Raw genomic sequence first — 16,581 nt, forward strand, 5'->3', positions numbered from 1 at the left:
GCCCTCTTCCCGTGGAAGAGGGACAAAGCGAAGGCATCAGGCGCTATATCGTTCATTCCATGTATCACGATAGATAACGTTTCCTTCGGTGTACTTCCAGACGATTGCCTCATAGCGCAGTTCGAGCGTTTCTCTTAAGGTATTAGAGTCATTTTTAATCACAAAAATGTAAATTTAAGTTTTTGCTTGTTACTGTAGAAACATTTTCGGAAATTATTAGAAAGCGAATTAATTCAGCCCCAATCGATATCTCCCGCCCCATTCAATTGCTGTTTAGGCAAAAAATTAAACTTACCCTAAACGGCAAAACGTTAATCATTGACGCTGCGACAAGGTAACCAATTCACAACATCAAAAGAGCGTTTTAATAACAATTCCGGCATAAAGCCTCGACCCATATCAAATTTGCAGTCGTAAATATCACCTGTTAGGGTGTCCTCAGATTAATTTAATGACGAGGCATAAACCATGAAAAAGCTCAATATCCTTATCCTTTCTGCTCTGACCGCCGTTTCCGGCTCAGCAATGGCGATGGGCTTTACCGTCGAACAGGGGAAAAACTTTACCAACCTCAATATGGAACTGGGTAAATCCTCCTCCGGTGTTTATGCCGAAAGCAACTGGCTCAAAAATACCGACGACGGTACCCAGACCGGAGGCGTTGGCGCGGGTTATAACCTGGAAGTTGGTCCGGTGATGTTCAATGCCGGCGCAAAAGCCATCTACCTTGGGCCGAAAAAAGGCGATAACGGCGTGGCGTTCCCAATCGGTGGCGGCGTTAACGTTGCGCTGACCGACAGTATCCACGTATTCGGTGAAGGCTATGCCGCACCGGAAGGACTGAACAACAGCGTGAAAAACTACGTTGAAGCCAACGGCGGCGTGAGCTGGAGCCCGATTACTCCGGTGACGCTGAAAGTGGGCTACCGCCACGTGAGCGTCGACGGTAAAGACGGCCGTCCGAACCATACCCTGATTGATGGCGCCTATGTTGGCGGTGGCGTTACCTTCTAATAACTCCGATAAAAGCGCAAAAAAACCTGCCGGGCGGCAGGTTTTTCTTTTTGCATCCTAATCTTACCGGCGGATCACCACCAGCTTCTGGTTCACAAACTCTAATCCCCAGCTCCGCCCGCTGTTGATGCTGTATCTAAAGTGCGTCCTACTGAGATACCCGGTTCAACTCTAAGAGACAAACAAGACCCGGAAGTCCGAGTCTATGATAGCCAGTATCCCGTTAGGCAGTGGCTCGCTCGTTCCAGCCATCTTTAAAGATGATGTTCCCATCCGTATACCGCCACTGGATGGTTTCATAACGCATTTCAATATTTTCCAGATGTGTTCCAGATGCAGCTCCCGGATGCAGACCTGGAGTGAAGCCTGTTACCTTTACATTTTCTAAAAGCATATTGAAATACTCGACCTCAAACCCAGCCTCGTTAATACGATACATCTTTATCTCGGCCGACTTGAGCGTAATCCCTCTGCAGATAGCCCGAGCCAACAAAGGTGTAGTGCGGTCGAACTCTTTTTGTATCAGTATTGGGGTGTGAATACGCGTACCGGTTAACTTCCCCGTGTTGCGGTCAGTCGGAATAGTCAGGTGATGAGAGAGCGATTTTATCTCAATTGAACCTTCACGCCCGAGTACCATGGAACCTCCAACAATTGGAGAGCCATTTTCATCGATAAATCACAAATAGGCTGGATTTGACATGTGACATCCTTAATTTATATTTTTACCTTTTTTACGATACTCGTCTAAACGATCGACGAGCTTTGATATGGCCCAGGCAGTAATGAACCATACGGCCATATAGACAAATTTCATCGGCCACACCACAGGCAGCATGATGCAGACAATAAAGCCACCGATAAAAATGATTGACTGGACAACGTCCCAGGTATTTACGATGGCAAAAAGCAGAATGTCTAACAATCCGCGTGATACCTTATTGAAGGACATGTAGTTTCTCTCCAACCATATTTATTATTTTTTCAAATTCGGGCTGTCCGCGGGTAACGGCAATGTGAATCGCATCCACGAAAGGTTTGACGGCAGGTTCAATGAGGAAATATATCAGGTCGTAATCGTGTGGACGCAGTATCTCGTACACTTCTGGGGCTTCATTGGCAAGATTTTCAGAAGTCCTAATCGAGCGCTCACTCATCCCACCAATGAGCAATAGCATAGCTATTTGACCGGAGGCCCTTGTCCCGCTTTTAGCGCTGACGAATGAAAGGCGTGCGAGAACGGCACCAGCAATAGTAGAGGTAATTTTCGCTGCCAGGAATCGGCCTGCAATGGATGAAACAACGGCTCGATACACGGCATCTTGTTGGTGAATAGTCAGGTATTTATTAAATTTTTCGAAGATAAGCTCTACGGCATTGATTATGTGGTCATAGTTAAGAATGTCATTATGAATAGCCTGTGCCATTCTGATCCGTTGTGTCTGGTAAGCAAATCGATTATCGGTATCAAAAAAACCGCGGGCAAGGTATGCAAGATCGAGAGGTACAGTTAAAGCGCCATTTATCAGTCCCGTTATGGTATCTGGCGACAGGAAAATATTCGCAATCCTGTCGGCTATTTTTTCACTACTTCCGGTTTTCATCATACCTCCCTCATATTTTTAATATGTTCTGACCATCCCGATAGCCTGCTTTTACCGTGCATGCTCAGTAATAGAAATATCATCCTCCACACCAGACTCATCATTTAATACTGGACTATTTAAAGGGTTACATTTTTCGCTTCAATGCATACACAGTTTGGCATTGACCAAATGACATAAGATCATCCATTCCACTTTCATCAGCTATAGTGACCTGTAATATTAACTGAATCATGATACATACCATAAAATATATTGAAGCAGACACAGTTATTCTTTTTAAGAATGACACATTATGATGTCGACCATTATTATGTATCCACAAGCATCTTTTTTAAGATACAAAACTGCATCACGCCAACTTACACAATAAAAGTTCACACTTGCAAACATCATTTACACAGTACTAATTTGACAGTTAATCGTTTATATTCCGGATAAAAATTTTCGTTTCACATAACTTTTAATAGATCGTTCTAAAAAGACACAACCCGCATTAAATAAGATCTAAGTTGATGTATATCAATTAATCAAATATCAATAAAACTCTTAACAAAGAGACAGATTGATGGCGCCTGTGTTGGCGATGGAGTTACCTTCCGATCTTCCCAACAGGCGCAAAAAAACCTGCCGGGCGGCAGGTTTTTCTTATTGCATCCTAATCTTACCGGCGGATCACCACCAGCTTCTGGTTCACAAACTCTCGAATCCCCAGATCCGCCAGCTCGCGGCCAAAACCGGAGCGCTTCACGCCGCCAAACGGCAGCTCCGGCGCGGTATCGGTCAGCCAGTTGATATAGACCATCCCGGTCTCAATTCGTGACGCCATTCGCTTCGCCCGCTCGGTATCCTGGCTGAATATCGCGCCGCCGAGCCCGTAGTGCGAATCGTTCGCCAGGCGGATCGCCTCATCGTCATCCTTCACCACATAAATTTGCGCTACCGGGCCGAAGAACTCTTCAAAGTACGCCGGATTATCGCGGGTGATGCCGGTCAGAATGGTCGGTGCAAAATAGTTGCCCTCGCACTGCGCCGGCTTGCCGCCAAGATGCAGCCTGGCGCCATGCTTCACCGCCTCATCAACCTGTTTAGTCAGCGTCTCCAGGGCATCTTTGGAGGAGAGCGGCCCCAGCGTGGTGCTCTCATCCAGCGGATCGCCGATCTTCACCTGACGGAACGCCTCGGTAAACTGGCTCAGGAAGCGCTCGGCGATTTTTTCATGCAGGATAAAACGCTTCGCCGCGGTACAAACCTGACCGGCATTGTTGAGCCGCGCCTGTACGCCAGTCTTCACCGCCTTGTCGAGGCTGGCATCATCCAGCACCACAAAGACATCGTTACCGCCCAGCTCGAGGGTCGATTTCTTGATGTGCTTCGCCGCCTGCGCCGCCACGACGCCACCCGCTTTTTCCGAGCCGGTCAGCGCCGCTCCCCGCACGCGATCGTCGGCAATAATCTTCGCCACCTGATCCTGGGAGATAAACAGATTAGTCCACGCCCCCTCCGGCGCGCCGGCCTCACGAACCAGATGAGCGAAGGTTTCCGCGCAGTGTGGAACGATGCTGGCGTGCTTGGCGAGAACCGGATTCCCCGCAGCCAGGTTCGGCGCCAGCACGCGCATCAGCTGGTAATAGGGGAAGTTCCACGGCTCCACCGCCATCAGCACGCCGATCGGATGGTGTTCAACCCACGCCTCGCCGAGCTCAGAGGGATACTTCACCGGGGCGAGAAAGCGCTCGGCGTTATCGGCGTAATAGCGGGCGATCTGCGCGCAGAGCTTCACCTCACCGCGGCTTTGGCCGATAAGCTTGCCCATCTCCTGGCTGGCAATTTTCGCCAGCTCCTCAACCCGGCTATCGATGAGATCCGCCAGCCTGTGCAGGATAGGTAAGCGCTGGGCAATATCGCCCTTCGACCATGCGGAGTGGTAGAGCGCATCCGCTTTCTGCAGCGCCGCCTCCACGTCGGCATCGCTGTGCGGGGCGTACTCTTTAATAAGCCGATTATTTGCAGGATTCACCGTCTGATAGGCCATGTCGTATGTCTCCTTAGTATCGTCATTAATGCAGTCATAAATACTGCTCAGGACATTAAGGTTAGTAGAGATAGCTGACCGTAAAGGTAAAGTTAGGTATTTACGGAGGATTCCGGCCGGAGATCGTCAGGTGATATCCGGCGCAGAGCGGGATTAAGAGAAATGAATCATCGCGGCCAGGCCGCCTGATAAAGCCATGCCGCGGCACAATCAACGCTTCGCGGCGGTAACCTCCTCTTCTGACAGACCGGTGATGCGCAGCACCGTCTCCAGTGCGATGCCGTTCGCCAGCATCATACGGGCAATACGCAGCCCTTCGCTTCTCTGGCCCGCAAGCCGGCCTTCAATCTTACCTTTTCTACGCCCAACTTCCTGGAGTCTTTCCGCAATAGTCATCAGTTCCTCCTTATGATGTTGCGGCGCCCGCCGGGCAAGCTCACGAATAAACCTGCCAAAACGAGGGGCATCGCCGGAATATACCAGGTAATTAAACAGCGTTTTTAGCTGGCTGTCATTAGTGTATTCCTTAACCAAAATGGCGATTATCTGTTCGACCAGCTTCGTCAAATCGCGCTGGCGGACATGCTTTTGCATGAACTCCAGCAACGCTACGCGTCGGTGCTGCACGATTTCGTCATCCGGGATCGCCGTAATATCCACCAGCGGAAAAGCGGTCGCATATAACCTGCGGGCATGCGCCGGATGGGTAAAGCCATCCAGCCAGCACAGCGAGTAAGGGTAAGGCGTGGCGATGCCGTGATAGAACAGCATGGGCACCACCAGCGGCAGGCGCTTGTGGCCGGCATCCAGATGGCGCTGCATCGCCGCAATGGCATAGCGCATCAGCCTGAAGGCCATATGGGCGTCCGGCGAACTTTGGTGCTCAATAACGACGTAAATATAGCCCTCACCGGCGGTGGTTTTCAGCGACCAAAGCACATCGGAGTAGCAGGCACGCAGGTCCTCCTCAATAAAACTTGCGGATTCCAGCCGCAGCGTCTCCAGATCGCAGAGCGGGCGTAGCGAGGACGGCAGGTGGATGTCCAGAAAATCTCGCGCGGTATCCCCATGCCGGAGAAGCTTTTTAAAAACCGCATCATGCGGCGTCGACGTCGGGCTTTTTTCCATTGCAGTCGGCCTACGCGGAGGAGTACTAAAGCGACTCTACCTGCCGGTCACCCCGCCTACACGCTGCCGTTTATCTCTTTGCGTGCCGGGACGGAGGATATTTTTATCCAGCGGTAATAACGACATTTTTTCGCCTGCCCGCTCGCAAAACGCCCGCCGGAGACAGCTGCCAGCGGGCGTGCTATAAATCCATAATCCTTTCGCTGCAGGAGCTTTCGTGAACCACACGCGCGATATCCCACAAACCTTCTGGCGCGACGCAACGCTCCCCTGGCTGGAGCTGCGCAGCACCTGGGACAGCCGCCGGGCGTATAAGCGCCACAGCCACCCGCAGCTTTCGCTGGGGGCCATTATTGCGGGCGAAACGCGCTGCATCTGCAACGGACGGGAGTACCTGCTGCGCCCCGGCGACCTGATAGCGATCCCGCCCGACGCGCCGCACAGCTGTAATCCCCTTGCCGGACGGCCGCGCAGCTACCACATGCTCTATCTCGACGTTGACTGGTGTCGGGCGCAGCTTCCTGCCCTTTCCGGCGCCGTGCGGCTTGCCGCGCCGCAGCCGATACTGCGCGACGCCGATCTTTTCCTTCAGTATCAGCATATCGTCCAGCTGACGCTGCAGCAGCGGACCGCCGAGCTGCCCGCCGCCATCGCGTGGCTGCTGCGGGAGCTGCCGCTATGCCCGATGCCGCCGGAACGCCTTCACGACAGCAGCGAACGGCTGCTCGACAGGGTGACCGCAAGCCTGCCGGTACCGCTTTCGCTGGATGCACTGGCCGACGAATTTGCGCTGCGCAAAGAGACCCTGATCCGCACCTTTAAGCAGGATACCGGCCTGACGCCGGCCAGCTTTATCAATATGGCGCGGATCGAGTACGCCAGGCGCCGCCTGCGCGCCGGGGATGAGATAGCCGACGTCGGCTATCAGGCCGGATTTGCCGATCAGAGCCACTTCCATAAAACCTTCGTCAGCTACACCGCCGCCACGCCGCGCCAGTACGCCCTTGGCCGATCAATATCAGACAATAATTAGCGCCGAGCCTTGCGTAGGGTGATCTCAGATTTATTCCGAGGTCACTATGAACATGCTTACTTCACTTTTCCCGGCCGCGTTTCCGGCGCTGGCGCTCTCCCACTTCGTTGCCCTGCTCAGTCCCGGGCCAGATTTCTTTCTCCTGATGGGCTACGCCATCTGCTATCGCCTGCGCGGTAGCGCCGGCCTGTGCATCGGCATCGCGCTGGGTAACGGGCTGTATATTGCAGTCGCCATCGTCGGCTGGAGCATGGTGCGCCACGCCCCGCTGCTGTTTAGCGCGATCGCGCTGCTGGGGGCGGCCTGGCTGCTGTGGCTCGGCGGCCAGCTGTGGCGGAGTCGGCCCGGCGCATTCACCCTGGAAGCGGCGGCAGCCCGCCGCCCTTCGCTTGCCAGACAGCTGCTGCTGGGGCTGGCCTCGGCGCTGCTTAACCCCAAAAATGCCCTGTTTTACCTCGCACTGATGACCTCCCTGCTTGGCCCGCAGGTGACCCTCGCCCAGCAGATAACCAGCGGAGTGTGGATGACCAGCGTCGTGCTGCTGTGGGATTTACTGCTGGTATCGCTGATCGCCCTGCCGCAGGTGCAGCGCCGCCTTGGCGCCGTCATCTGGCGGGTTGAACGGGCGGCGGGCGCGGTACTGATGGGCTTTGGCGGCTGGATTATCTGGCAGTTTTTGCATGAGTTAGCCGTCAGGTTATATGCTTAAGGCTATGGAAAAACTTGCTGAACTAAAACGGGCCAAACTGCTGGCCCTGTCGCTGCTGCTCGTGGCGGCCGCGATTTTTGTCGCTACCCTGCTGCCGCCGCCGACGCCGTGGGTCAGCGCGCTGAAGGCTATCTCCGAAGCGGCGATGGTCGGCGCGCTGGCGGACTGGTTTGCGGTGGTGGCGCTGTTTCGCCGCATTCCGCTGCCGTTTGTCTCCCGACATACGGCGATTATTCCGCGTAATAAGGACCGAATTGCCGACAATCTCGGCTATTTCGTGCAGGAAAAATTCCTCGACACCCCTTCGCTGGTGGCGCTGATCCGCCGCTATGAGCCGGCGCTGATGCTCGGCAACTGGTTCAGCCAGCCGGCGAACGCCCGGCGGGTGGGCCAGCATCTGCTGCAGGTAATGAGCGGCTTCCTCGAGCTCACCGACGATGCGCGCATTCAGCGCCTGCTGCGCCGCGCGGTGCACAAGGCCATCGACAAGGTCGACCTGACGCAAACCAGCGCTATGATGCTCGAAGGATTAACCCGCGATAACCGGCACCAGAAGCTGCTGGATTCTCTTATCAGCCAGCTTATCGCCCTGCTGCGGCGCGACAGTTCCCGCGCCTTTATTGCCCGCGGCATCATCCGCTGGCTGGAGACCGAGCATCCGCTCAAGGCCAAAATTCTCCCCACCGAATGGCTGGGCGAGCACAGCGCCGAAATGGTCACCGATGCGGTCAATACGCTTCTTGACGAGGTGAGCCAGGATCGCACCCACCAGATCCGCCAGGCCTTCGATCGCGCGGCGCAGAAGCTGATCGATAGCCTGAAAACCGATCCGCTGATGGCGGAAAAAGCGGACAACATGAAGGCCTATCTGAAAAACGACGAGACGTTTAACCGCTATCTTGGCGAGGTGTGGGCCGACCTGCGCGGATGGATTAAAAATGACGTTAATAGCGACGATTCGCGGATCAAGCAGCGGATCGCCGAGGCCGGGCAGTGGTTTGGGGAAACGCTGCTCCACGATGACGCCCTTCGCGAGTCGCTGAATGAGCATCTGGAGCAGGCGGCGCACCGGGTGGCGCCGGAGTTTGCCACCTTCCTGACCCGTCATATTAGCGATACGGTGAAGAGCTGGGACTCCCGCGATATGTCGCGGCAGATCGAGCTGAATATCGGTAAGGATCTGCAGTTTATCCGCATTAACGGTACCCTCGTTGGGGGTACCATCGGCCTGCTGCTGTGGCTGCTCTCGCAGATCCCGTCGCTGTTTTTACGCTAAGCGACCCCGCGCTTGCGGCGGGGCCCTGCGGTTAGCCGATGCGGGTAAAGCCGGCAGCGCGAATGCTGCCTGAGACGAATCGCCAGTAAAACGCATGCGCTCGATTTTCCCGGCAAATACGGCAATCCTAAGGTAGCATCGTTTATCGACTTTCTGGCGGCAGAGCCAGGCCCGTTATCGGCGTGGGATCGCGGGATCCCCCGCTGAGCTTGCCGCGGATCCAGAGCACTTTTTAAGGAGTAAAAATGGCTGAAATCAACCTGAGCCCCGGCGAGCGCGAGCAGCTTCGCGAAAAGCTATGTACCTACTGCGAAAGAAATTTTGACCTTGAGCTTGAGCAGTTTGATGCCGAGTTCTTCGTGGATTTTATCGCCGAACAGCTGGGACCCCTGTTTTATAACGCCGGAATTGAGGAAGCCATTCGCACCCACGTGGCCTACAGCGAGCGGATCCAGGAAGAGATGGACGCGAAGAAAGTGTTCTGATTGCGCCCCGCAATATGTCGGCATCGGCGGGAGATCAATAAACACACACTATTGACATGGTTATAATGCGGGCTCTTTCATTATCTCCCGTGTACGGGGAAGGAAAACCATGTCGCTAATTACCGATCTACCCGCCATTTTTGACCAGTTCTCCGAGGCCCGCCAGAAGGGCTTTCTCACGGTGATGGACCTGAAAGAGCAAAATATCCCCCTGGTCGGAACCTACTGCACCTTTATGCCCCAGGAGATCCCGATGGCGGCAGGCGCCGTGGTCGTCTCGCTGTGCTCAACCTCCGATGAAACCATCGAAGAGGCGGAAAAAGATCTGCCGCGTAATCTCTGCCCGCTGATTAAAAGCAGCTACGGATTTGGCAAAACGGATAAATGCCCCTACTTCTATTTTTCCGACCTGGTGGTGGGTGAAACCACCTGCGACGGCAAAAAGAAAATGTATGAGTACATGGCCGAATTCAAGCCGGTGCACGTAATGCAGCTGCCGAACAGCGCCAACGACGATGCCTCCCGCGCGCTGTGGAAAGCCGAGATCCTGCGCCTGCAGCGGGCGGTCGAAGAGCGCTTTGGCCGCACAATCAGCGAAGCCGCGCTGCGCGACGCCGTTCGCCTCAAGAACCGCGAGCGGCGGGCGCTGGCCAACTTCTATCGCGTCGGACAGCTCAATCCTCCCGCCCTTAGCGGCAGCGATATTCTGAAAGTGGTGTACGGCGCGACCTTCCGCTTTGATAAAGCCGCGCTAAGCGACGAGCTCAGCGCGATGGCCGATCGCGTGCGCCAGCAGTGGCAGGATGGCCAGCGGCTGGCGGCTCGTCCGCGCATTCTGATCACCGGCTGCCCGATTGGCGGCGCGGCGGAAAAAGTCGTGCGCGCCATTGAAGAGAACGGCGGCTGGGTGGTGGGCTTTGAAAACTGCACCGGCGCCAAGGCCACCGAGCGCTGCGTGGAGGAGACGGGCGACGTCTACGATGCGCTGACCGATAAGTATCTCGCCATCGGCTGCTCGTGCATCTCGCCAAACGACCAGCGCTTAGCCCTGCTTAGCCAGATGGTGGACGAGTATCAGGCCGACGGCGTGGTGGATGTCATCCTGCAGGCCTGTCATACCTATGCGGTTGAATCAATGGCGATCAAGCGCCACGTTCGCCAGCGGCATAACCTCCCCTACATCGCGATTGAGACCGACTATTCGACGGCGGACATCGGCCAGCTCAGCACCCGCGTCGCGGCCTTTATTGAAATGCTGTAAGGAGCGCGCGTGACTTTTACGGTAGGTATTGATTCCGGCTCCACCGCCACGAAAGGCATCCTGCTGAAAGAGGGCGTTATCCAGCGACGTTTTCTCTGCCCGACGCCCTTTCGCCCCGCCGACGCCATCAACGAGGCGTGGCAAACCCTCAGCGCCGGCCTTGCCGAGCGGCCATTTTTAACCTTAACCGGCTACGGCCGCCAGCTGGTCGATTTTGCCGATAAGCAGGTGACGGAGATCTCCTGCCACGGTCTCGGCGCGCGTCTTCTGGCGCCCGCCACCCGCATGGTTATCGATATTGGCGGCCAGGATAGCAAGGTCATCCAGCTCGACGAAGACGGCAATCTCACCGACTTCCTGATGAACGATAAATGCGCCGCAGGCACCGGGCGCTTTCTGGAGGTTATCTCGCGCACCCTCGGCGCCAGCGTCGGGGAGCTGGATAGCATCACCGAAGGCGTCGAGCCGCATGCGATCACCAGTATGTGCACGGTATTTGCCGAATCCGAAGTGATTAGCCTGCGCTCGGCGGGCGTCGCGCCGGAAGCGATTCTGGCCGGCGTGATCAACGCTATGGCCCGTCGCAGCGCCAACTTTATCGCCCGCCTTTCAGCCCAGGGACCGCTGCTGTTTACCGGCGGCGTCAGCCGCTGCACGGCCTTTGCGCGCATGCTCGAAGGCCACGCGGGGATCGCGGTACACACCCATCCTGATGCCCAGTTTGCCGGCGCGGTTGGCGCGGCGCTGATTGGCCTGCGCCAGAGGCGTCGCGGATGACGGAGTATCTGTTTTTATTTCACTCGACGCCGGGCGTCGTGCGTACCCGCAAGGCCCTGCAGGCGGCGGGGATCGCCTTCCAGGTGAAAGATATTCCGCGCCAGCTGCGCGGCGGCTGCGGCCTGTGCATCTATCTCAGCTGCCTGCCGGGAGAGGAGCTACGGTGGGTTATTCCCGGCGCCACGGAGGCGATTTATCGCTACGTTGCCGAAGAGTGGCGCTGCATCGCCACCTTCCCGGCCTGATCCTATTCGGTAATAACGAACCGCGTCGGCGCAAAGCAGTTCAGAATGCGGTGGACGAGAAACACCAGCGTCAGGGTGACGATAAGCGAGATAGTGACCGAGCTAATGCGGTACAGATCGCTGAAGATCAGGTCCTGATCCGGGTGCAGATTCTGACCAAACATGATGCCGATGGTGGTGATGCTGGCGAAGCCCACGCCGGCCCCCACTTTCTCCATCACGTGGAGGCGCGCGCTGAAGGCCAGGCCGAGCGCAATCAGCGGCATCATCAGCACCATATGGTTGCTGAAATCATAAATAAGCAGCTGCACCACCAGAATGTAGAGACAGGCCAGCACCACGCCCACCACGCGCCAGATGGAGCTGATCACCGCGCCGCGGTAGTGCATCGGGAAGAGGATCAGGATCCCGGCCATCAGCGCTGACAGGGAATCGCTCAGATCGCAGATCTGGAAAACTACGAAAATCATTGTCGCGACGGTGCCGGAAAGCAGAGATTCATGGCGAATGCGGGCGGCATCCTTCTCAATCCGCGGCGGCGGCCGGCGCGGCTCAACGTCCGGGATCAGATAGTTCAGCAGCGCGCTGAGGGCCACCGCCATCACGCAGGCTTCGATATTGGAAAACATCAGCGTATGCCAGTTGCTGGTGGGATAGCTCATAAAGTTGAGCATCGTGCTTTGACAGACCACCCCCATCGAGCCCAGCAGAAACAGCGGCCCCTGACTCATAAAGCGAAAGCGCATCACGTAGAGGCCGAAGACCACCAGCGTCATAATCACCGGCCACTGCGACAGATAGCCGACGATCAGCACCATTTCCACGCAGTTTACCGCCGCGCTGAACAGAAACTGCCGCGCGACGTGGCGGTTAAACACCGGCACCAGCGACAGCAGCATCAGCGGATAGACCACGAAGAAAACCCCGTACTGCACGTCATAGAAGGTCGAAATGCTCAGGGCGACGGTCCCGGCAACGGCGATGCGCAGCGTCTGGCGAAAATCATTCGCCGTATAGACGATATTGTCGTGCGGCGTAAAAACCCGGGCCAGCGTATTAATAGACATAGTGCAGCAGGCTCACCAGATGGATCTGCACGCCGGCAAAGGTGCGGGCAAACGGACCGTCGCTGTTGTACAGCTGTACCGTGGCGCGGGCGCCGGTCGGCAGCGGTTTATCCAGCGGCTCATCAAGCTCAACGTGAATGCGCATCCGCTGGGCGTCACGCACCCAGCGCGTGGACTGCTCCGGCTGCGACAGCTGGCCGTTAACCTGCTCCTGGCCGGCCAAAATCCCGGCGTCGCTGCTGGTGACGTGCGCCGGGTAAACTTTGCCCGGCAGCGCATCAAAGACCACCGCGGCGTCGGTGTTCACGCCGGTATGGCGCAGGCTCTTCTCGCGAAAATCGGCGACGATATCCGTATGGTTGCTCACCAGCGCCAGCAGCGGCGTGGCGGCGGTGGCATACAGGCCGGGGCTAAGCTGGAGGTTGCTGACCATGCCGTCGGTTTCGGCATAGATCCGGCTCCAGGCGAGGTTCAGCTGCGCCTCTTCCAGGGCGTTGCGGTACTTTTGCAGCGTCACGTTGCGCTTATCATCGCGTTCGCCGCGCTGGATCAGCAGATTCTGGATGCTGGCGTTGAGCGCGCTGACCGACTGCTCGCTGGTCTGCCAGGTGGTGCGCACCTTATCCAGATCCGACTGCGAGACGTTCTGCATCGTGCTCAGGCGCTGATAGCGATCGAGCGTAACTTTGTCGTTACGGGCGGTGAACTGCGCGGTACGCAGGTTGGCGCGCGCGGCGGCGATCTGCGCGTCCAGCTGCTGGTTGCTCAGCCTGGCCTGCTCAAAGGCGATTTGCGCCGCCTGCACTTTATTGCTAAACGGCGTCGGGTCCAGCTCGTAGAGCAGATCCCCTTTCTTCACCTGACTGTTGTTGTGCACATAGACCTGTGCGACATAGCCGGAAACGCGCGGCGATACCGGCGTCACCACGCGCATCACCGTGGAGTCCGGCGTGAGCGGGATCCAGATATCGGCAACGATAAACCAGGCGAAGATCGCCAGGAAAGCGGCAATACTCACCCTTACCCAGCGGGCAAATTTTTGTTCAGGGGTCATCATAGTTTTTTAGATCTTGTTATCTTCTTCGCGGATTGTCCGCAAATTGCAGGCGATTTGATTTAAGGTGGCGCTGAAGGTGGCGAGCTCTGCTTCCGGGATGGTCCGGGTGACGCGGGTTTGATAAGTTTCAATCACGCGGTTCAGCTCCTCCAGTTTCGACAGGCCTTCCGCCGTCAGCGTCAGCAGGCGTATGCGTTTGTCATATGGCGATGTGGAACGCAGCAGATAGCCCTGCTTTTCCAGCTGTGCGAGGGTGCGCATCAGCGGCGGCAGTTCAATGCCCTGCACCTCCGCCAGTTCGCTAACCGAGACGTTGTCCCCCAGCTGATACAGCTGCATCAGCACCGTCCAGCTTGACTGGGTCATACCGGTATCGTTGAGAGCGGCATCGATAGTCGCGCGCCACTGGCGGACCACCATCGCCATGCGCATCCCCATCGGGCGGCGGGCAAACAGTTCGTCTTCGGTCATCTTTCTTTCCTCATCTAGCGCCTATCCCACCAGGCGTTATCGGCGCGGGCAGTTTGAACGCGGACAGCGCGGAGAAACCGGAACGTACAGATAGTACGTGAGGGGTTACTCCCTGCGCTCACCCTCCGGGCCGCCCTGAAGGGCGTGCAAAATAGTTTCGTATTTTGTCGGGCACAGCCCTGGTTCAAAATGACAGGCAAAATAGCCCTGGTGGCGAGGCTTGTCGCTGTGAGGAAAATAATACTTATCAGGGTAAGTATCAAGAAACGAGGGGAGAAGAAGCATTAATTGATAAATACGGTGAATGTAACGATCCCGGATGACGCCAGCTCCTCGCCCACGCCGGGCCAGGCAGACTGCTGGACTGGACGGATACGGCTCGCAGCCTGCGGGGAGCAGGCCGGTCGCCCGGACAGCACGTTTGCGCCGCAGTCCGGGGACAAGCGCATTTTTTAATTGAGCTGATCCCGCCGCAGCCCGACGTCTTTCAGCTGTTCGTCGCTCATTCGCTGCAAAACCCGCCGCGTTTGCCTGCGCAGCCACCATTTTTTGATCGCTCTGCCCGCCAGGACAAACCCAATAAACGGCTGTCTTACCCGGTTTTCATGAAATTCCATACGCCACCTCCTCACCTTGCCAGAGGCTTTATCTTCGCGGATCCGAGGACAAACAATACAGATTCAAAAAACGCTTTTCTTTAACATACAGATTGGCTAAAACAGTATCTGCGTGGGATCTTCACCGCCCATCTGTACTGGTTTATCAATCTGTATGGCGACAATAAGGGATACAGCATGACGCGTTACCAACATCTGGCCAGCCTGCTGGCGGAGCGTATTGAGCAAGGGCTGTATCGCCACGGGGAGAAGCTGCCTTCGGTTCGCAGCCTGAGTCAGGAGCACGGGGTGAGCATCAGCACCGTGCAGCAGGCCTATCAGACGCTTGAACAGCAGCAGATGATCGTCCCCCAGCCGCGCTCCGGCTACTTTGTCGCCCCGCGTAAAGCCCAGCCGCCGGTACCGCCGATGTCGCGCCCGGTCCAGCGCCCGGTGGAAATCACCCAGTGGGATCAGGTGCTGACCATGCTCGACGCGCGCAATGATAAAAGCATTATCCCTTTCGGCGGCGGCTCGCCGGACGTCACCCAGCCGAGCCTGAAGCCCATCTGGCGCGAGCTGAGCCGGGTTATCCAGCATAATCTCAGCGAGGTGCTGAACTACGACGAGCTGGCCGGACGCCGCGAGCTGCGCGAACAAATCGCCCGCCTGATGCTCGACGGCGGCTCGGTGGTTACCGCCGATGACCTGATCATCACCAGCGGCTGCCACAGCGCGCTATCGCTGGCGCTGCTCTCGGTGTGCCAGCCCGGCGATATCGTCGCCGTTGAATCCCCGTCCTATTACGGCACCATGCAGCTGCTGCGCGGTTTGGGGCTCAAGGCCATTGAGATCCCCACCGATCCGGACAGCGGGATCAGCGTAGAAGCCCTGGAGCTGGCGCTGGAGCAGTGGCCGATCAAGGGCGTTATCCTGGTGCCGAACTGCAACAATCCGCAGGGCTTTATCATGCCTGACGCCCGCAAGCGCGCGGTGCTGACTCTTGCCCAGCGCCACGATATCGTCATTTTCGAAGATGATATTTACGGCGAGCTGGCCACCGACTACCCGCGCCCGCGCACCATTCATTCGTGGGATATCGACGGCCGGGTGATGCTCTGCAGCTCGTTTACCAAAACTATCGCGCCGGGCCTGCGCATCGGCTGGATCGCGCCGGGCCGCTACTACGATCGCCTGCTGCAGATGAAATACGCCGCCAGTGGGACCAACGTGCCCTCAACCCAGCTGGCCGCCTGTAACTTTATTCGCGAAGGCCACTACCACCGCCACCTGCGGCGGATGAGGCAGATCTACCAGCGCAATATGGAAATTTACACCTGCTGGCTGCGGGAATACTTCCCCTGCGGCATCTGCGTTACCCGGCCGAAGGGCGGCTATATGCTGTGGGTCGAGCTCCCCGAGCACGTCGATATGGTCTGCGTCGCGAAGCAGCTATGCCAGCTGAAAATCCAGGTCGCGCCGGGCTCGCTGTTTTCAGCCTCAGGGAAATACCGCAACTGCTTAAGGATCAACTGCGCCCTGCCGCCAATCGATAAGCACCGGGAGGTGATGGTGAAGCTGGGGGATGCGGTGAAGGTGGCGATGGAGTGAATTCTTCGCCGTAGCGAACTGGCTTGTCCCCCGTCGGCGCTGCGCTGGCCGGGGCTGCGGGCCGGTAGCCCGAATAGGGCGCGACAAGCGCGGCCAGCGGGAAGCCTGGTTTCCTTTGGCTGAAGCTCGTATATCCCTCCGCTGACACAACGAGCGCTTTTTCTTTTTTTCCTAAAGGGTATGCTTCGTATGATAAAAACCATTTGTAAAAC

The 16,581-nt window shown here is 56.8% G+C and carries 18 protein-coding genes and 2 pseudogenes; 10 read left to right on the forward strand and 10 right to left on the reverse strand.

The features are described 5' to 3' along the window. Nucleotides 1-36 precede the first annotated feature (36 nt). A pseudogene (locus EDF75_RS27395) lies at nt 37-147 on the reverse strand (type VI secretion system tube protein Hcp); the annotation flags it as partial. A gap of 321 nt (nt 148-468) precedes the next feature. On the opposite strand from EDF75_RS27395, the gene EDF75_RS20945 reads away from it, so the two are divergent. Continuing rightward, nucleotides 469-1,014 (forward strand): YfaZ family outer membrane protein, encoded by a 546-nt coding sequence (locus EDF75_RS20945; protein WP_045860186.1) that lies wholly within the window; start codon nt 469-471, stop codon nt 1,012-1,014. 223 nt (nt 1,015-1,237) lie between these two features. Here the strand turns inward: EDF75_RS20945 and EDF75_RS20950 are convergent, their stop codons facing one another. The 5 genes from EDF75_RS20950 to EDF75_RS20970 form a co-directional block, all read right to left on the reverse strand. Further along, nucleotides 1,238-1,690, reverse strand: coding sequence for an Hcp family type VI secretion system effector (locus EDF75_RS20950; protein WP_243733547.1), 453 nt, complete (start codon nt 1,688-1,690; stop codon nt 1,238-1,240). 36 nt (nt 1,691-1,726) lie between these two features. Further along, nucleotides 1,727-1,966: a hypothetical protein gene (locus tag EDF75_RS20955; RefSeq protein ID WP_133600763.1), complete on the reverse strand. Its 240-nt coding sequence runs from the start codon at nt 1,964-1,966 to the stop codon at nt 1,727-1,729. Next, nucleotides 1,953-2,618, reverse strand: a complete 666-nt coding sequence (locus EDF75_RS20960) for a hypothetical protein (RefSeq protein WP_166646223.1) — start codon at nt 2,616-2,618, stop codon at nt 1,953-1,955. Before EDF75_RS20960 ends, EDF75_RS20955 begins: the two co-directional genes overlap by 14 nt. 664 nt (nt 2,619-3,282) lie before the next feature. Then, on the reverse strand, nt 3,283-4,653 hold the full coding sequence (locus EDF75_RS20965; protein ID WP_123710226.1) for an NAD-dependent succinate-semialdehyde dehydrogenase: 1,371 nt from the start codon (nt 4,651-4,653) through the stop codon (nt 3,283-3,285). A 210-nt stretch (nt 4,654-4,863) separates the two neighbouring features. Further along, the gene (locus tag EDF75_RS20970) at nt 4,864-5,781 is read right to left on the reverse strand and encodes an Rpn family recombination-promoting nuclease/putative transposase (RefSeq protein WP_133600765.1); all 918 of its coding nucleotides are present in this window, start codon (nt 5,779-5,781) and stop codon (nt 4,864-4,866) included. 217 nt (nt 5,782-5,998) lie between these two features. On the opposite strand from EDF75_RS20970, the gene EDF75_RS20975 reads away from it, so the two are divergent. The 8 genes and pseudogenes from EDF75_RS20975 to EDF75_RS21010 all read left to right on the forward strand — a co-directional run bounded on the left by EDF75_RS20975 (nt 5,999) and on the right by EDF75_RS21010 (nt 11,567). After that, entirely contained in the window at nt 5,999-6,814 is an 816-nt protein-coding gene (locus EDF75_RS20975; protein ID WP_133600766.1) for an AraC family transcriptional regulator, read from the forward strand. A 46-nt stretch (nt 6,815-6,860) separates the two neighbouring features. Then, a complete protein-coding gene (locus EDF75_RS20980; protein ID WP_133600767.1) occupies nt 6,861-7,523 on the forward strand; it encodes a LysE family translocator in 663 nt (220 codons plus the stop codon). Continuing rightward, entirely contained in the window at nt 7,516-8,799 is a 1,284-nt protein-coding gene (locus EDF75_RS20985; protein ID WP_133600768.1) for a DUF445 domain-containing protein, read from the forward strand. Before EDF75_RS20980 ends, EDF75_RS20985 begins: the two co-directional genes overlap by 8 nt. 78 nt (nt 8,800-8,877) lie before the next feature. Continuing rightward, a pseudogene (locus EDF75_RS27665) lies at nt 8,878-9,006 on the forward strand (LysR family transcriptional regulator); the annotation flags it as partial. Nucleotides 9,007-9,044: 38 nt separating this feature from the next. Further along, nucleotides 9,045-9,284: a DUF2164 domain-containing protein gene (locus tag EDF75_RS20995; RefSeq protein ID WP_041143893.1), complete on the forward strand. Its 240-nt coding sequence runs from the start codon at nt 9,045-9,047 to the stop codon at nt 9,282-9,284. Nucleotides 9,285-9,393: 109 nt separating this feature from the next. After that, a complete protein-coding gene (locus EDF75_RS21000) occupies nt 9,394-10,545 on the forward strand; it encodes a double-cubane-cluster-containing anaerobic reductase (RefSeq protein ID WP_133600769.1) in 1,152 nt (383 codons plus the stop codon). 9 nt (nt 10,546-10,554) lie between these two features. Then, entirely contained in the window at nt 10,555-11,322 is a 768-nt protein-coding gene (yjiL, locus tag EDF75_RS21005) for a putative 2-hydroxyacyl-CoA dehydratase activator YjiL (RefSeq protein WP_133600770.1), read from the forward strand. Continuing rightward, nucleotides 11,319-11,567, forward strand: a complete 249-nt coding sequence (locus EDF75_RS21010; protein ID WP_133600771.1) for a putative Se/S carrier protein — start codon at nt 11,319-11,321, stop codon at nt 11,565-11,567. Before yjiL ends, EDF75_RS21010 begins: the two co-directional genes overlap by 4 nt. Before the next feature lie 2 nt (nt 11,568-11,569). Here EDF75_RS21010 and EDF75_RS21015 read toward each other — a convergent pair whose 3' ends face one another. The 4 genes from EDF75_RS21015 to EDF75_RS21030 form a co-directional block, all read right to left on the reverse strand. Then, on the reverse strand, nt 11,570-12,634 hold the full coding sequence (locus EDF75_RS21015) for a DUF2955 domain-containing protein (protein ID WP_133600772.1): 1,065 nt from the start codon (nt 12,632-12,634) through the stop codon (nt 11,570-11,572). Then, nucleotides 12,624-13,691 carry an HlyD family secretion protein gene (locus EDF75_RS21020; RefSeq protein WP_133600773.1) on the reverse strand — a complete coding sequence of 356 codons (1,068 nt, stop codon included), beginning with the start codon at nt 13,689-13,691 and terminating at the stop codon, nt 12,624-12,626. Before EDF75_RS21020 ends, EDF75_RS21015 begins: the two co-directional genes overlap by 11 nt. 6 nt (nt 13,692-13,697) lie before the next feature. Next, the gene (locus EDF75_RS21025) at nt 13,698-14,162 is read right to left on the reverse strand and encodes a MarR family winged helix-turn-helix transcriptional regulator (RefSeq protein ID WP_133600774.1); all 465 of its coding nucleotides are present in this window, start codon (nt 14,160-14,162) and stop codon (nt 13,698-13,700) included. Nucleotides 14,163-14,614: 452 nt separating this feature from the next. Beyond that, the gene (locus EDF75_RS21030) at nt 14,615-14,779 is read right to left on the reverse strand and encodes a DUF1127 domain-containing protein (RefSeq protein ID WP_071844881.1); all 165 of its coding nucleotides are present in this window, start codon (nt 14,777-14,779) and stop codon (nt 14,615-14,617) included. A gap of 177 nt (nt 14,780-14,956) precedes the next feature. On the opposite strand from EDF75_RS21030, the gene EDF75_RS21035 reads away from it, so the two are divergent. Next, complete coding sequence (locus tag EDF75_RS21035; protein ID WP_045860214.1) at nt 14,957-16,369, forward strand: aminotransferase-like domain-containing protein; 1,413 nt, start codon at nt 14,957-14,959, stop codon at nt 16,367-16,369. Nucleotides 16,370-16,581: the final 212 nt, after the last annotated feature.

It is taken from the genome of Klebsiella sp. BIGb0149 (genome assembly GCF_004362605.1).
Lineage (GTDB): Bacteria > Pseudomonadota > Gammaproteobacteria > Enterobacterales > Enterobacteriaceae > Klebsiella > Klebsiella terrigena.

Bases quoted from the DNA above. Each gene is read 5' to 3' on its own strand.
- EDF75_RS21000 (WP_133600769.1), top strand. From the start codon at position 9,394: ATGTCGCTAATTACCGATCTACCCGCCATTTTTGACCAGTTCTCCGAG.
- EDF75_RS20965 (WP_123710226.1), bottom strand. From the start codon at position 4,653: ATGGCCTATCAGACGGTGAATCCTGCAAATAATCGGCTTATTAAAGAG.
- EDF75_RS21035 (WP_045860214.1), top strand. From the start codon at position 14,957: ATGACGCGTTACCAACATCTGGCCAGCCTGCTGGCGGAGCGTATTGAG.
- EDF75_RS20955 (WP_133600763.1), bottom strand. From the start codon at position 1,966: ATGTCCTTCAATAAGGTATCACGCGGATTGTTAGACATTCTGCTTTTT.
- EDF75_RS20945 (WP_045860186.1), top strand. From the start codon at position 469: ATGAAAAAGCTCAATATCCTTATCCTTTCTGCTCTGACCGCCGTTTCC.
- EDF75_RS21015 (WP_133600772.1), bottom strand. From the start codon at position 12,634: ATGTCTATTAATACGCTGGCCCGGGTTTTTACGCCGCACGACAATATC.
- EDF75_RS20970 (WP_133600765.1), bottom strand. From the start codon at position 5,781: ATGGAAAAAAGCCCGACGTCGACGCCGCATGATGCGGTTTTTAAAAAG.
- EDF75_RS20980 (WP_133600767.1), top strand. From the start codon at position 6,861: ATGAACATGCTTACTTCACTTTTCCCGGCCGCGTTTCCGGCGCTGGCG.
- EDF75_RS21025 (WP_133600774.1), bottom strand. From the start codon at position 14,162: ATGACCGAAGACGAACTGTTTGCCCGCCGCCCGATGGGGATGCGCATG.
- EDF75_RS20995 (WP_041143893.1), top strand. From the start codon at position 9,045: ATGGCTGAAATCAACCTGAGCCCCGGCGAGCGCGAGCAGCTTCGCGAA.
- EDF75_RS20985 (WP_133600768.1), top strand. From the start codon at position 7,516: ATGCTTAAGGCTATGGAAAAACTTGCTGAACTAAAACGGGCCAAACTG.
- EDF75_RS20960 (WP_166646223.1), bottom strand. From the start codon at position 2,618: ATGAAAACCGGAAGTAGTGAAAAAATAGCCGACAGGATTGCGAATATT.
- EDF75_RS21010 (WP_133600771.1), top strand. From the start codon at position 11,319: ATGACGGAGTATCTGTTTTTATTTCACTCGACGCCGGGCGTCGTGCGT.
- EDF75_RS21020 (WP_133600773.1), bottom strand. From the start codon at position 13,691: ATGATGACCCCTGAACAAAAATTTGCCCGCTGGGTAAGGGTGAGTATT.
- EDF75_RS21030 (WP_071844881.1), bottom strand. From the start codon at position 14,779: ATGGAATTTCATGAAAACCGGGTAAGACAGCCGTTTATTGGGTTTGTC.